Source organism: Nostoc sp. (genome assembly GCF_036917935.1).
Lineage (GTDB): Bacteria > Cyanobacteriota > Cyanobacteriia > Cyanobacteriales > Nostocaceae > Nostoc.
The window spans coordinates 144656-159808 of the sequence record NZ_JBALEL010000019.1 but is presented as its reverse complement, the minus strand read 5'-3'; the positions used below and the strand labels follow the sequence as shown (position 1 = coordinate 159808).

The window sequence follows — 15153 nt, the reverse complement described above, 5'->3', positions numbered from 1 at the left end:
GTTGTCATCTGATGCCGTGGCGATGGTTTTGCCGTCCGGGCTGAAACTCACACTACTGACAATGCCTTGATGCCCTTTGAATTCTTGCAGCAGTTGCCCTTGCAGGTTCCACAACCGCGCTGTGTTGTCATCTGATGCCGTGGCGATGGTTTTGCCGTCCGGGCTGAAACTCACACTACTGACAATGCCTTGATGCCCTTTGAATTCTTGCAGCAGTTCCCCTTGCAGGTTCCACAACCGCGCTGTGTTGTCAGATGATGCCGTGGCGATGGTTTTGCCGTCCGGGCTGAAACTCACACTACTGACAATGCCTTGATGCCCTTTAAATTCTTGCAGCAGTTGCCCTTGCAGGTTCCACAACCGCGCTGTCTTGTCAGATGATGCCGTGGCGATGGTTTTGCCGTCCGGGCTGAAACTCACACTATTGACAGCGCCTTGATGCCCTTTGAATTCTTGCATCATTTTCCGCCCATGTATTATATTGTGCTTCTTGACGTGCTGCATCTTGACGTCCTTCTTGACGTGCTTCTCCTGCTTTTTGACGTGCTTCTTGACGTCCTTCTTGACGTACTTCTTCTAGTTGTCCACGTGCTGCTTCTACTTGTCGACGTGCTTCTTCTGCTTCTTGACGTGCTTTTTGACCTGCTGCTTTTGCTGCTTTTGTTCGTTTCGTTTCTTGTGCAAGTTTTGGTTGTATTTGGTTGAGAGTGGTTTGGGCTTGTTTAGCTTGAAATTCTGCTTGCTGTTGTTTTATCACTGCTTGTTGTAATTTTACTTCAGCAGTTTTTATTTTTTCGTTTGCCGTTTTAATTCTTTCCTCGGCTTGGGCATTTTTCTCTTGTAATTCTGAGGCTTGCTGCTTTTCCTCTTCCAAGCCTGCTTTAGTAGCCAGGAAATTTTGGTTTGCCTGTTGAGTTTGTTGTTTTGCGAATTTTAATTGTACTTCTGCGGCTTGCAGATCATTCTGCGCTTCTTGCAACTTCTGCTTTGCCTGTTGCTTTTGACTATCAGTATCTTTAACCACTTGAATTTGACTCAATGCGTATCTTGATGATATACCTGCCAATAATAATAGACATACCGCTAAACCAGAACTCACCATCAACTGCATCCGCCCTTGGCGAATTTGTCGCTTGGCTTCTTGTTGAGCATCAATTAATATCTGCCTCGCATCTTGTTCCCGCTTCAGCTTCTCTTCTGCTTGCAAGCGTTGTTCTCGCTCTCTAGCTAGTTGTGCTAATATCTCATTGCCTTGTTGTTGGCGAATAAATGACACAAGGTAATCATGCACCAATTGATAACGGTCAGCCGGAGATTCTGGTAATAGCAACACTAACCTTGATGCCACAAAAATTTCTAACACCAAATCTAGTTTATCGGCTTCTCCTGCTAAATCTGCTACTAACTCAGCACGAGTCTTCAAAGGACGAGTACCATTTTCATCTGTGAGTAAATATAAAACCAGTCGTGCAACTTGTTCATTCTCTGCACCACAATCATGAATAACTTCTTCTAAAAAGCGCTCAACCAGTTTTTCTTTCGTGCCAAACTGACGATACTTTTCTAAAGTTGTAATTTTATCAGTTTGCAATTGCGTCCCGACAATTTGTAACTCAATCGGGCGTACTTCCCCCAAATCACCTGCTAAATCTCGGACTAATTCATCAATCAATGCTGGCTCTAGATAAAAGTGAGAGCGTGTTGTTAAACTCTGCACAACAGCTTTAGCATGTGCGGGCGAAAAGTTACCCAAGTAATAGCGAATGTTTTTATCAAGAATATTATTATTAATAACACCTAAATCAAATAATCTTTCTAACTCTAATAAATAATGTAAATAATCTTCCCGCAAAGATAAAATAACCTTCACAAAAGGAATATCTAGACAGACTCGCAAAAACTCATAGAATACTCGTCTTTGACTTTGGTCTGGATAAACAAAGAAAAACTCTTCAAACTGGTCAAACATTAAAACCGTTAACAAATTCCGGTCAGCATTTTTTCGTAACTGTCCTGAAATAGCTGTTGAAGAATCAAGATTAGCAAATAATTGATTACCTCTGACTTCCTCAAAAGCTTTAGCTAAACTCTGCCCCAACATTCCCACCCAATCTGTATACACTCGCAACAAAATAGGTAAAGCATCTCGCTCACCAATTGCTTCCTGTTGTAGCGCCGGGATTAATCCACCCTGCAAAATTGAACTTTTCCCCACTCCTGACTGACCATGAATTACAGTCAATTTATGCTCAGTCCCGCCAATTCTTTTTCGCAACCGCTTTACATCTTCTCCCCGACCAGAAGCAGCAATTTCTTGAGCAATTGTTTCAGGATTTTCTACTTGCAACTGTGCAGAATTAATTGCCTGTCGCTGCGGGTTAAGATAAGATGCACCAACAAAGGCGCGGAAACCATACTGTTGTTCTATTTGTAGTTGCTCTTGCTTAATATAAAAAGCTTTGAGATATTCACCTTGCTCAAAATAGAGTAAACGTAATATCTCTAATATAGATATATACAAATGCGGGTTGTACTGATGATTACTTTCCTTTTTCGCAGCTTCTAAATTAGTAATTGCTGCTTGAATTTGACCTAAGCCCTGTTGCGACTTAGCTAAAATAAACCGATACAACCCAAATTCATCTGGTTGTAAATTAGGAATATCAGTTAATATTTGCAATGCTTGCCCCGCGAGTTGATTAGCTTCATCCCAGCGTGACTGTTTTAAGGCTACTTCTGCCAAAAAACCATAATCTTTAGCTAATTGCAACGACGTGCCATAATTTTGATGTAGCGGCAGAGATTTTTCCACAAGGCTTTGCAACTCTGACCATGCTTGTAAACGTCGTAGCACTTCACCCAGTTTAGTAATATGTTTTGCAACTAAATCTAAACGTTGTGCTTGTTCAAAAATATCAATAGCTTGCTGAAAGCAAATTTTAGACTCTTGCCAATAGCGTTGATTTTCTGTCTGATTTTTTTCAGCTTGGCGGTCATAGGCTAAAGCAATATTAGCCAGTAATATACCTTGTCGCTCTAAATAAATACTTTGTTGCCAGAACCCCAAGCTTTGTTGATAATGTCCTAAAGCAAAATCTATCTGGTCATGTAAATAATCATTTAAACCAATCAAAAACTCTAAACTTGCTTGAAGTGCTGCTTCTAATACTTCTCCTCGATTTTGCAAATCTTGACGGGCGGTTTCTAGTTCCCGGCACATTTGGGGATTGGGCGTTATATTACCAGCAAAGATTTCATCACTTTTTTGCTGAAGGAAGTTGACTAACTCATCAGTAGGGTTTTCAAATTCAATGATAGTTGCCCAATTTTCTAAATCAGTTGCTAATCGAATAAATTTTTGCAGAACTGAATCATTAACCCACAACAATATCGGAAACGGGAAGTTCTTTCTAAACTCCTCCCGTACTTGGTTAGCTGAAGTCAGAGCTATATCAATATCTTTAACCGACTCCAAACCAAAAATCATCAATGCAGGTGGCTGTTCATCTCCCAGTTGTTCGCGTATATTTGTGTAAAGCGTTTTGACTGATGCAGGTAAAGTAATTTCGTAAATATGTACAGGAGAGATTTGGTGCAGCCGTTCTACCATGCGCTGACGTAAAGCAACATAATTACAGCGCAATATAATCAGCGAAAATTGCCCCTGAGAAAAGGTGATTGCTCTGACTAAAGTTTGTAATGAACCCTCATTGTCAAAGGCTAAATTTTCCGGTTCTTGCTGATTACTCATAAGAGGATGTTTTAAAAGTAGTTTGCTGTAGTTTTAGGCACTTATTGATCCCCCCTAGCCCCCCTTAAAAAGGGGGGAACCGGAATCAAAGTCCCCCAATTTATCGGGGGATTTAGGGGGATCTAAAACGTTTTGTTACCGACAAGAGAATTTTTAAAACATCCTCTAACATACAGCAGTTTTCTTTTGCATGAAGTACAAAGCTACGGGTTTTGAGGCAGGAGGCAGCAGGCAGGAGGCAGGAAGAACAACAGACGATTTCTGCTAGTTGTAAAAAGCTGTAGTTGTGAAGATGACGACTAACACGGCTCCCGCACTTGTTGATATGGCTTCCGCACTTGTTGATATAGCTCCCGCATTTGCTGATATCGCTCCCGCACTTGTTGATATAGCTCCTGCACTTGCTGATATAGCTCCCGCATTTGCTGATACGGCTCCCGCACTTGTTGATATAGCTCCTGCACTTGCTGATATAGCTCCCGCACTTGCTGATATAGCTCCCGCATTTGCTGATATGGCTCCCGCACTTGCTGATACGGCTCCCGTAATTGCTGATACGGCTCCCGTAATTGCTGACACCGCTAACGTTGTGCCATTTTACAAAATACCTGATATAAGAGCGTACAACTCTACGCCTCTACAGCCGATTTATAACCTAAATTCTTTAGCTTCTGCCAAAATCGGATTGATATCAAACCATGAACCATCCTCATTTCGGTATTCAAATACAAACATACTGCGGAGCAAAAGTTCGTATCTTTCATGACCTCTCAAGTTTTTCTCTTGCGCCACCTCACGCAGTAATTCCCATTCATCGGGCGTAATTGCCAACGTTAGCTCATTGCGGCGTTGTTTAATCACTCTATTTACACACTCACGCGACAAAGGTGGGTCTTCTTGCTGAAGACAGCGAAATAATAACATCAACAAGTTACGCAAATGACCACCGCTAACTAAGCACAGCCTTTCTAAAGTATCAGGACTATCAAAAACCTCAGTAATTAAATTTCGACTTTGTTCCCAACTGACACCAGGAAAAGCCCTGGTCATAACCATCTGTTGCAGCAGTACAATTCCCTGTGAAAATTGCGAACCATCTTGTAATTCCACAGGAACCATCGGCAAAACCTTGGGGTCTACCCCAAAGCGATTTGTTAACCTTCCTAAAGCGTTGGAAAAAATCAACACTAACGGAATGGTATAAACAACATGACAATTTAGCTGGTTTAACTGTTCACCCCGTTCCACAAAGAGATATTCTGGCTGGTAATGACCGGAAGGTTTCTGAGAATTATCCACTCTGTCGAGATTATCTATAATTACCACCAGTCCTTTTTTACCCTGCTGCTTGAGTTTTTCTCTAGCAGGCCTGAGCAATTCTTTGTTAATCGATTCTAAAATGCCATTGGTGCGCGGTTCTAAATATTGCCGTAACTGACCGCGAAGTTTGGGACTATCTTTAGTTTTGGCGGTAATCTTGGCAATACCTACAGATAATTCAGCCTCAACCCCTATATCTAGCGGTGTTTGCAAAAACTCAGCAATTTCCGTAAACAGATTTTTAAAGTATCCTGGTTTAAGGTTAATTTTGATTGCTTCCAGGCTTTGACTCACCTCACGAGCTACTGCTAATAAAATATCTGTAACATCAATATCAGCCATATCTAGGCTTTGGCTAGACTCGAAATAAACCACATGAAATCCCTGCTGCTCTAACTCTGCCTTTAGCCGCAGTAATTCAGTGGATTTGCCACAACCGATATGTCCGGTAAATAATTGACAAGTGGGTTGCTCAGGTGAAAGGCGGGTAATAGTTCGCCCAAGTTCTTCAATAATCTTGGCACCACGCACTTTAGAAAAATCAATATAATATTGTCTATCCTCCGGTTTGCTTACAACCAGAGTCTTACTGGGGTTGCAAGCCTGAAAAAACCTGACTAAATCTAGTTTCATCACAAATTACCTGAAATCAGCCTGACGCTTTTGCCCATTTCAGTGATTATACAGACGATAAAGCGGCTATTTCGGAAAAAACTTGTTCAGGTTGAGTGATTATTTTTGTCTGTTTAATTAAACAGAATTCAGATGAACCCCACCCCCAACCCCTCCCCGCAAGCGAGGAGGGGAGTAAAAACTAGGAGTAGAAACTAGGATTAAAAACGTAGGTTTGGCTCTTTGCTTTAAAATCAATGACAAGATGTCTATCCTACAAAAAATGTCTATAATTCCAACTTCTCACCGCGAATCGAATAATCTAACAACTCCATCGGGTGAATAACTGAAATCTTCTTACCTTGCAACTGCAAATGCTTTGTAATTTGCAAAGTACACCCCGGATTAGCAGAAGCAATTAACTCTGCACCAGTATTCAACAAATTCTGCACTTTTTGCTGACCCAATTCTTCAGAAACTTCTGGTTGCAGCATATTATAAACCCCAGCACTGCCACAACATAAAGCTGCGTCTATTGGTTCTCTCAACTTCACCCCTGGAATTTGTCGCAACACTTGACGTGGTTGCACACTAATCTTTTGACCATGCAATAAATGACAAGCATCTTGATAAACTAAATTCAAGGGTTTATCAGTCAGCGGCGAAAGTTTTGCTGTTAACCCAACAGTTGCCAAAAACTCTTGGGCATCTTTAACTTTAGCTGCAAAATCCTTGGCCTTTTGCCGATATTCTGGGTCACTTTCTAAAATGTGACCGTATTCCTTCAAAGTATGACCACAACCAGCAGCATTGATAATTACGAAATCTACATCAGTATTAGCAAAACTATCAATCATCTGCCTTGCTAAGGCTTTCGCCTGTTCTGTTTGTCCTTGGTGTTCGGGAAGCGCCGCACAACAACCTTGAGATTTGGGAATCACAACTTCACAACCATTCGCTGTTAAAACCCGCACGGTTGCTTCATTCACTGAGGAGAAAAACAGCCGTTGCACGCAACCCAAAATTACCCCGACTCGGTAGCGCTTCTCACCTTTAGCCGGAATTACCGTAGGCAAATTATCTTCAAAAGATTTGAGAGTAATTTCTGGCAGAATTGATTCCATTGCTGCCAAACGGGGCGATATTTTCTTGAGTAAACCTGTAGCGCGAAATAATTTAGAAAACCCCAATTTTTGATAAACCAATAACGGAACTAATAAAATCCGTAAAAGGTTGGGATAGGGAAAGAGAGAAAATATCAGTTGACGAATAAATCTATCTGGTAAACTGCGGGGATAATTCCGTTCAATTTGGTGACGAGTTGCAGAAATTAATTTGTCATACTGCACACCAGAAGGACAAGTACTGACACAAGCAAGACACCCCAAACAAGAATCAAAATGTTCTACTGTTGCGGTATTGAGGGCAATCTCACCCTCATTAATTGCATCCATTAAATAGATACGTCCTCTTGGAGAATCCATCTCCTTACCCAACACTCGATAACTGGGACAAGTCGAGAGGCAAAACCCACAATGTACACAACTATCAATCAACTTCGGGTCAGGCGGATGATTAACATCAAACCCTTTCAAATTCTTTAAACTAGCCGTATTATTAACAGAATTTTCTGAAACTTGCATAATTAATTCTTCTCCCCTCTTCCTTTGCGTCCTTGGAGTCCTTGGTGGTAGCCTGCGGCAAGCCGCTTCGCGTCTACGTTTTCTTCAAATTAAATCCCACCCACAAACCGACCAGGACTTAAAATATTCTTACTATCAAACTGTTCCTTGATACGGCGCATCAACGGCAATGCGTTGTCAGTATAACCCCAAACATCTATTTGTTCTTTAACCGCTATTGGTGCTGACAAAACTGTTAAAAAACCTCTATGAGCTTGAGTGCGATCGCGGATTTTCAAAACTTGATTTTTACTCTCTAATTGTAACAAACCCAAACCACTACTAATATGAATCAAACCTAACTCCACCTGAGTTAAAATCTCTACAGCAGCAGTAGGCAACACTCCTATTTTGCAGGTAATTACTGATTCTGTAGCAGTACTATGTATTCGTTTTTGCAATCTCTGCCATAGATTAGCCTCATCATCATCGGCAAAAATTGCCCCATCTAAGCCCAACTTTTGCCCAACTTCCAAAACTCGGTTTGACTGTTCTTTAACACTCTCACTAATACTTTGGAAGCGGGCAATTAATCCTAGTCCTTGACCCAATCCTAAACTAGACACCAATTTAGTTGATAGCAAATCAGCTTGGACTGGTGTTAACGCCGAACCTCGAAGGATGTCAGCCGCTTGAGATACAGCCTCAGCTTTCCCAGTTAGTACCACCGTTCCCGATGCCTCTGCTAGCGGATACAGACGAAAAGTTAGTTGACTAATAAAGCCTAATGTGCCATAAGACCCAGTAAGCAACTTCATCAAGTCATATCCGGCAACATTTTTAACTACTCTTCCTCCAGCTTTGGCAATTTGTCCATCGGCACGCACAAAGGTAATACCTAGTAACTGGTCGCGCACACTACCATAACGTTGCCGCAAAGAACCTGTATCACCTGTGGCGACAATACCGCCAATGGTTGCCGACTCTGGTGCTGTGGGGTCAAGGGCGAGAAATTGCCGCGATTTTGCCAAAAGTGCTTGGAGATCAGAGAATTTCATCCCAGCTTCTACTGTGACAGTCAAATCGCCAACGGCGTGTTCTATCAGTTGGTTGATGCGTTCTGTACTAACTACAATATCAACGCCCTTGGCTAAACCACCCCAACTGAGTTTACTACCACTACCACAGGGGAGGACGCGCCAGTTATTTGTGTGAGCGGTGGCGATGACTGCGGCTAGCTGTTCTTGGGTACGCGGATAGACAATACAAATGGGAAGCTTTCCAGAAGCGATCGCCTGCTGGATACGTTTTTGCTGACCGAGTTCGATTTTTTCCCAAAGGCAAACAGCATTTTTTTCGCCGACGATAGATGCAAGATCAGAAGCGCAGACGCCTTGCGGCTTGTCGTTAGACATCGCTTTCATTTAGTTTATTTTTTTACGCCCTACTTCTAATTTACTGGCTAACCTGACCAAAAAAGCGCATTGCCATTAATACACGGTGGCTTCAATATCAAAAGCGATGCCGTTCGCAAAGCGTCTCGTAGAGAAAGCGGGCTACGTCAACGCCAGCTTGTAATCTAGCGGCAAATAAAAGAAAGTTTGTTTTTCAGGCGATCGCGCTTTGGTTGGGTAAGGTATTAGCCTTATCCAACCTATAATTTTGATAAACTTTACAACCACGGATGACGCGGTGGGTTAACGTTGTTCAAGAAATAATTAATTTGATATAGCGGTTCTCAGTTGAGTGAGATACAAGAACCCCACCCCCAACCCCCTAAGAGCAAGCGATGAGGGGGCTATGACGTACCTTGTATGATTAGGAAACACTATATTTTGTATGGGAAAAATTAGAAATTACAGCGTTGTTAGTTGAATAGACTAGATAGGAATGAAGAGAAATATGGGTGTAGTCTATAGCGGTTATTGTTTGTATTCAATATACTCTTGACCTTTAGAGAAAGGTAGCAGATGGGTAGAAATTACCCATCTGCTACCAGCAAACGGAGGTATAAACTTGATTATTTAATTGGCATGAACCAATTCTTGAGGCGCTGCGGCATCATAAGCTACAGCTGTAACAAATTCCTTGAGAACGTCTTTGAGTCTTTGCTCAATTTCCTCATCTAACAGGACGCTGTTATCAGCTTGTCGTTGAACTTGTTTGTCTACTGCATAAATAGTAGCTAGGATATGCCGCGCTCCTAATTCAGATAACACAGGTTTCAGAGCATATTCAATTGCCAATAAATGAGCGATCGTTCCACCCAGAGCAATTGGTAACACGGGTTTACCTGTTAATGATTTTTGTGGCAGCAAATCTAGAAATGTTTTTAGCACTCCTGTGTAAGCAGCTTTGTAAATTGGTGTGGCAATAATCACACCATCTGCCTTTGCTAATAAAGCTTTTGGCTGTTCTAAAGCAGGGCTGTCGTATCGTCCAAAAACTAAATCTTCAGCAGGTAAATCCCGAACTGAAATAATGTCTACATGCAAGCCTTCTTGTTGTAAAAGCTTGGCAGTGTATTCGACAAAACCATAGGTTCTAGATGGATGGGTTGGACTACCTGCGATCGCTAAAATATTTGTCATTCAATTAAACTCCCAATTTCTCAAACGGGTTCAGTATGTTTTGTGGTTTTGGTCTTCATAGCTGATGCTGTATTGACCTGATCGCTCAGACGTTTGTAGGGACGGCGCAAACTCATACTCTCTACTTCCCAGATGTAGCCGTGAATAACTACATCTTGGGGAATTAAAGGAGAATTACGCAGTAATTCCACCTGCTGTGTGCAGATTTCATCTACATCGGTAAACGTTTTGATCCATTTGGAAAAAACGCCTTTTGGTAGCTTCAATTCTGGCAAAGCAGGATCGACACTCACTTGATCCACGTCAATACCTTGATTTCGCAATACCTCACTAAGAAAGTCTCCTGATGCTGTCATCATGCCACATTCGGTATGATTAATAACGATGATTTCTTTTGTGCCAAAAAACTGTGTAGTTAACATCGCTGACCGAATTGCATCATCTGTAACTAACCCCCCAGCATTACGGAAAATATGAGCATCTCCTTCACCAATTCCTAATGCTTTCTCCACAGGTAAACGTTCATCCATGCAAGCTAGCACCCACAAGCGTTTATTGTTAGGTATTCCCAACTGACGACGCAATGCCCACGCTTCTTTTTCTGAGATTTTTTGGTCGATTTGTTGGTGCAGCATGGCTGTTAATCTCCTAGTTCATAATTACTAGGATATGGAGGTTGCTGTTTCTTGAGGCTTTTGCTTAGGGAAATCTTCATTTGCCACAATCTCACCAAATGGACTTAAGACATGTTGCTTCTCCACTGCGGGTAAATTCTCTAATGGCAAATGGGGAAATAGCAGTTCTGCAACTCGATAAGCTTCTTCTAGGTGGGGATAGCCAGAGAGGATAAAGGACTCAACACCCAAAGAAGCGTATTCCAATATCCTGGCAGCTACGGTTTGGGCATCGCCGACTAAGGCCGTTCCCGCACCACCCCGCACCAAACCGACTCCCGCCCACAGGTTCGGGCTGATCTCTAATGCCTCACGATTACCCTGGTGTAATTGAGTCATTCGCTGTTGTCCAACTGAATCCATCCGGGCATAAGCTTTTTGAGCTTTAGCGATCGCTTCGTCATCTACATACTTAATCAATTGATTCGCCGCATCCCAAGCTTCACTCTCGGTTTCGCGCACAATAATATGTAGGCGAATCCCAAACCGCAAAGTTCGGCCTTCTGATAAAGCAAGTCTGCGAACTGATGCAATTTTCTCGGCTACTTGCGCCGGTGGTTCGCCCCAAGTCAGATAGACATCTACATGCTTGGCAGCGATTTTTTGAGCAACGCCAGAGGAACCGCCAAACCACAAGGGCGGATGCGGCTTCTGAACGGGTGGAAACAGCAGTTTCCCATCCTGAATGTTGAAATAGTCGCCCTGGAAATTAGCTTGTTCACCACTAGCGATCGCTCGCCATACTGTCAAAAATTCATCTGTTAATTCATAGCGCTGATCGTGATCCAAATGCAAGCCATCTCCCGCTAACTCCACGGGATCGCCACCTGTGACGACATTAATCAGCAAACGTCCCCCAGATAGTCGATCAAAAGTCGCCGCCATCCGCGCTGCCACTCCAGGGGATACCAGTCCGGGACGAATCGCCACCAAAAAACGCATCTGTCGTGTCAGTGATACCAGCGTTGACGCTACAATCCAAGCATCTTCACAAGAGCGACCCGTAGGCAGCAATGCCCCTGTATAACCAAGGTCATCCACCGCTTGGGCTATCTGCCGCAGATAAGGAAAGCTTACTGCCCTGCCGCCTGTAGCAGTTGCAAGGTAACGTCCGTCGCCGTGGGTTGGGATGAACCATAGTAGCTGCATGAGTCCTGTCCTTTTAAACTACGGAATTTCTATCGAATTACCGTGCTTTATTTATAGTTTTTAGAGTATCACATATTCTACAAAAGCCCGCAAGAAGTTTTTTAGAAAACTCCGGTATCTCTATCAGACCAATGTATATTAGGCAGTGTTCAATTGCTCGAAAAAATTGGGGCATTGGTCAATAGTTCTTCTCCCTCATCTCCCTTCCGTCTCTGGGAGGAATACAGCAATAGCAGCTTTGTGTATATTAGTTTACTTATTCCTAACCTTCTGTTAAATTAACCTTAATGTACGCCAAGCTGATTGACTTAATGTACTTAGTTTTCAGCTATAAACGTGGGTAGCTATCCAGTCCACTGGCAATAGGCGCAAAATTCCGTTCTATCTCTAGGATAAATAAGGCAATGGGGCCGATGTTTATTGCTGCCAACGATTGGCCACATATAGCGTTTAGATTGTCTTTGGCGCTCCTAGTTGGTTGCTTGATTGGATTTAACTGTCCAAAATCGGGTCAAATTGATCGGATTCCCGCCTAGTATTTTTTGGAAGAATTATTTATTGTTTCTTAGCCAATTTTAATGACTTTATCAGGGATAATTCAGAGCGATCGCTGATTATAGTTATGAAGTAGGGAATCCCGTACTGGAGTTGATTGGCCAGTTAACGGCAAAATAGAAAATAATAGATATATGGACAAACGGTATTTTTTACAGGCTAGTGCAGCAATAGTCGGCACAGCATTGTTCTCAAAGTATATCAATTGGGAGTCACAAGCGATGACAACTTCTCAGAGTGGATTTGAAGTTACCAAACCAGAGTCAGAATGGCGCACGATTTTAACGCCAGAACAGTTTAGTGTATTGCGTAAACATGGAACTGAACGCCCTTACACCAGCCCATTGGATAAGGAATACGACCAAGGCACTTATTTTTGTGCCGCCTGTGAACTACCACTGTTTACATCTGATACCAAATTTAACAGTGGTACTGGCTGGCCTAGCTTCTTTAATCCAATTGAAGGTGCGATCGCCTTAACTGTAGATAAGTCGTTGTTGATGACCAGAACTGAAGTGCATTGTAGTCGCTGTGGTGGTCATCTGGGTCATGTTTTTGATGACGGCCCTGCACCAACTGGCAAGCGCTACTGCATGAACGGTGTTTCGCTGAAGTTTGATCCTGCTTGATCTAGTTGCGTCAGCGTAGCCCGTCGTAGACATTGCACACACAACCTAAATCATCAGATTTTGAAACTTGACCAAGGGTGAATAAATTTTTGACAATAACTTTTTTATACAACGTGCGTAAAACCCCGTCCCCTTGTGGGCGGGGATGTAAGCGCGGTTAAATTATGGGGTTCGATAGCGAAGCGTTAGCGAGTCTTGCCTACGGGACGCTGGCGCGAACGAGCGTCTGCCCCATAATTTAACCCTATCCGCGTTGTTTTTGGGTTGCAATATATTGTTTGACAGCCTCCTCTGACGCACCACCCACAGACGAGTAAAAGGTTCCATCGCTCCACAATCCAGAACCCCAAAATCTACGCTTTTTCAAATCCTTAAACGTGCTGAATATATGCACAGCAGAGATTGATTTCATTGTTTTAGCAATAAGAACTGGTGCTGTAGTATGGTCTGCTTGCAAAAATACATGAACGTGGTCAGGCATAATCTCAATCGCGTGAAGTGTCCATCCGTAAGTTTGGCAGATTTCACCAAGAATTCGTTTTAGTTCTATCTCTATTGCCCCCTCAAGTAGCTGATTCCGGTACTTTGGGCAAAATATGATGTGGTAGCCAAGGCAGTGTTTAGCATGGGAGGATGACAATATTTTCATTGAGTAGTGTGTATTTATAAAATATATAAAGTTTGAGATAATTTGATTGTAGATCAAAAAAGTTTAAAAATATGACCAAGATAATCAATGCCTTGCCAAAATTATTAGCAGTACGTTCAACAGATGCAATTTCTTATTTCGCTATGTCTTTGGACGATTCATATACTGAAGATTTAGACCACAAGAAAATGCCTACACAGGGATGGGACAATAGAACTTTTAGTTCACCTTACGGAAATAGTTTTGAATCTTGCTGTAAGCATCTAAAAAGTCTTGGTTACTCGTATGACGAAACCTCTTCGTTAGCATTAGGACAAACAGTTTTTAAACTTAATTAATTCTGATGAAACGCACTGTCTCTATCCCAGTCAAATTACCAGATGAAAGATTTTTAAATCTGATGAATCAGTGTGCAGAAATATTTAATGCACATATTAACTGGGCGATAGAGAACAAAACATTTAACAAAAATAAGGCACACAAGGACTTGTACGCATTATTGCGATTACAATATCCGAGTGTGCCTTCTGCTTTGTTGCAAACAGTCAGGGACAACGCATTAGAAGCAATTAAAGCTACTAAATTCAAGCGTGTACCCAGAAAAAAACCAACATCAGGATTAAGGTACGACAAGCGCACAATGACTTTAAGAGGTCATCAGTTAACTTTGTCCTGTGTTGGTAAGCGGGTTAAATTAATTCTAGAAATTCCTGATTATTTTAAACAAGTTTTTGAGACTTGGGAGTTTTGTGGTGCAACTTTAACCTATTCAAAGTATTCAAAACAATTTTGGGTGCGCTTAGTTTTTGAATCAGATAATCCGCAAACAGTTAGCGGAAAGATTCAAGGAATTGACCGGGGACTTTACCATCAAGCAGTAACCTCTGATGGTCAGTTTTTCTCAAGTTCTCAGATTAGAAACACTCAAAGACGTTACTTATTCAATCGTCGTAAACTCCAACAAAAAGGCACTCGTAGTTCTAAACGTCGCCTCAAGGCAATGTCTGGACGCGAGAAGCGGTTCATGAAGGATACGAACCATTGTGTAAGTAAAAACCTAGCCAACCAAAAAGAGGTAGCGATTTTTGTGCTTGAGGACTTGTCCAGCATTCGCACCCAGCGACGCGGGAAGAAAATGAATAAATGGTTGGGTAGTTGGGCTTTTTACCAACAAGAGCAGTTTCTCGCTTACAAGGCAGAAGCACTAGGGAAACGAGTAGTACACCAAGATCCTCGTTACACCTCACAGAAATGCAATATTTGTAAGCATATTAAAAGAACAAATCGCCATAAGTCTAAGTTCCATTGCAAAAACTGTGGATACCAGACTCACGCGGATCTCAATGCTTCTAGAAATGTCCGCGATGACTATATTCTCTCCTCTACTCAAGGGTCGGAGGAGCAGGGGTCAGTCAATACCCCGTATGTTTCAGGAAATTCTGTTTCCTAGTTACAAGCCCCATCCCCTCGTGGGTGGGGCAGTTGACTCAGTGCTACTGGACGAAGTATTGTCAACTTAAGGAAATCCAACTCTTGGTCTTTGCTAGAGCTATCTACCTAAATCATCCTATTTGTTTGGGTCTTTTTTCTCATTTTTGTCT

10 protein-coding genes and 1 pseudogene are annotated in these 15153 nt (G+C 42.3%); 2 read left to right on the top strand and 9 right to left on the bottom strand.

The features are described from left to right. The 8 genes and pseudogenes from V7K62_RS09025 to ssuD all read right to left on the bottom strand — a co-directional run. Positions 1 to 3751: pseudogene (locus tag V7K62_RS09025) on the bottom strand (nSTAND1 domain-containing NTPase); the annotation flags it as partial. A gap of 264 nt (positions 3752 to 4015) precedes the next feature. After that, positions 4016 to 4330: a hypothetical protein gene (locus V7K62_RS09020; protein WP_334863591.1), complete on the bottom strand. Its 315-nt coding sequence runs from the start codon at positions 4328 to 4330 to the stop codon at positions 4016 to 4018. 69 nt (positions 4331 to 4399) lie between these two features. Beyond that, positions 4400 to 5704 (bottom strand): P-loop NTPase fold protein, encoded by a 1305-nt coding sequence (locus tag V7K62_RS09015; protein ID WP_334863590.1) that lies wholly within the window; start codon positions 5702 to 5704, stop codon positions 4400 to 4402. A gap of 266 nt (positions 5705 to 5970) precedes the next feature. Then, positions 5971 to 7326 carry a (Fe-S)-binding protein gene (locus V7K62_RS09010; protein WP_334863589.1) on the bottom strand — a complete coding sequence of 452 codons (1356 nt, stop codon included), beginning with the start codon at positions 7324 to 7326 and terminating at the stop codon, positions 5971 to 5973. An 89-nt stretch (positions 7327 to 7415) separates the two neighbouring features. Further along, the gene (locus tag V7K62_RS09005; RefSeq protein ID WP_334863587.1) at positions 7416 to 8729 is read right to left on the bottom strand and encodes an FAD-binding oxidoreductase; all 1314 of its coding nucleotides are present in this window, start codon (positions 8727 to 8729) and stop codon (positions 7416 to 7418) included. A 600-nt stretch (positions 8730 to 9329) separates the two neighbouring features. Further along, positions 9330 to 9896, bottom strand: coding sequence for an NADPH-dependent FMN reductase (gene ssuE, locus V7K62_RS09000; RefSeq protein ID WP_334863586.1), 567 nt, complete (start codon positions 9894 to 9896; stop codon positions 9330 to 9332). Positions 9897 to 9916: 20 nt separating this feature from the next. Beyond that, positions 9917 to 10531 carry a beta-class carbonic anhydrase gene (locus V7K62_RS08995; RefSeq protein WP_334863585.1) on the bottom strand — a complete coding sequence of 205 codons (615 nt, stop codon included), beginning with the start codon at positions 10529 to 10531 and terminating at the stop codon, positions 9917 to 9919. 27 nt (positions 10532 to 10558) lie between these two features. Beyond that, a complete protein-coding gene (gene ssuD / locus V7K62_RS08990) occupies positions 10559 to 11719 on the bottom strand; it encodes an FMNH2-dependent alkanesulfonate monooxygenase (protein WP_334863584.1) in 1161 nt (386 codons plus the stop codon). A 689-nt stretch (positions 11720 to 12408) separates the two neighbouring features. Between ssuD and msrB the strand changes: the two genes are divergently transcribed. Continuing rightward, on the top strand, positions 12409 to 12903 hold the full coding sequence (msrB, locus tag V7K62_RS08985) for a peptide-methionine (R)-S-oxide reductase MsrB (RefSeq protein ID WP_334863583.1): 495 nt from the start codon (positions 12409 to 12411) through the stop codon (positions 12901 to 12903). Between the two features lie 244 nt (positions 12904 to 13147). Here the strand turns inward: msrB and tnpA are convergent, their stop codons facing one another. Beyond that, the gene (gene tnpA, locus V7K62_RS08980; protein ID WP_334863582.1) at positions 13148 to 13552 is read right to left on the bottom strand and encodes an IS200/IS605 family transposase; all 405 of its coding nucleotides are present in this window, start codon (positions 13550 to 13552) and stop codon (positions 13148 to 13150) included. 343 nt (positions 13553 to 13895) lie between these two features. Between tnpA and V7K62_RS08975 the strand changes: the two genes are divergently transcribed. Further along, positions 13896 to 15002, top strand: coding sequence for an RNA-guided endonuclease InsQ/TnpB family protein (locus V7K62_RS08975; RefSeq protein ID WP_334863581.1), 1107 nt, complete (start codon positions 13896 to 13898; stop codon positions 15000 to 15002). Positions 15003 to 15153 lie beyond the last annotated feature (151 nt).

What these genes read in the sequence shown, in the direction of transcription:
- V7K62_RS08975 (WP_334863581.1), top strand. Translation starts at nt 13,896, where the DNA reads ATGAAACGCACTGTCTCTATCCCAGTCAAATTACCAGATGAAAGATTT.
- V7K62_RS09010 (WP_334863589.1), bottom strand. Translation starts at nt 7,326, where the DNA reads ATGCAAGTTTCAGAAAATTCTGTTAATAATACGGCTAGTTTAAAGAAT.
- V7K62_RS09015 (WP_334863590.1), bottom strand. Translation starts at nt 5,704, where the DNA reads ATGAAACTAGATTTAGTCAGGTTTTTTCAGGCTTGCAACCCCAGTAAG.
- V7K62_RS08995 (WP_334863585.1), bottom strand. Translation starts at nt 10,531, where the DNA reads ATGCTGCACCAACAAATCGACCAAAAAATCTCAGAAAAAGAAGCGTGG.
- msrB (WP_334863583.1), top strand. Translation starts at nt 12,409, where the DNA reads ATGGACAAACGGTATTTTTTACAGGCTAGTGCAGCAATAGTCGGCACA.
- ssuE (WP_334863586.1), bottom strand. Translation starts at nt 9,896, where the DNA reads ATGACAAATATTTTAGCGATCGCAGGTAGTCCAACCCATCCATCTAGA.
- tnpA (WP_334863582.1), bottom strand. Translation starts at nt 13,552, where the DNA reads ATGAAAATATTGTCATCCTCCCATGCTAAACACTGCCTTGGCTACCAC.
- ssuD (WP_334863584.1), bottom strand. Translation starts at nt 11,719, where the DNA reads ATGCAGCTACTATGGTTCATCCCAACCCACGGCGACGGACGTTACCTT.
- V7K62_RS09005 (WP_334863587.1), bottom strand. Translation starts at nt 8,729, where the DNA reads ATGAAAGCGATGTCTAACGACAAGCCGCAAGGCGTCTGCGCTTCTGAT.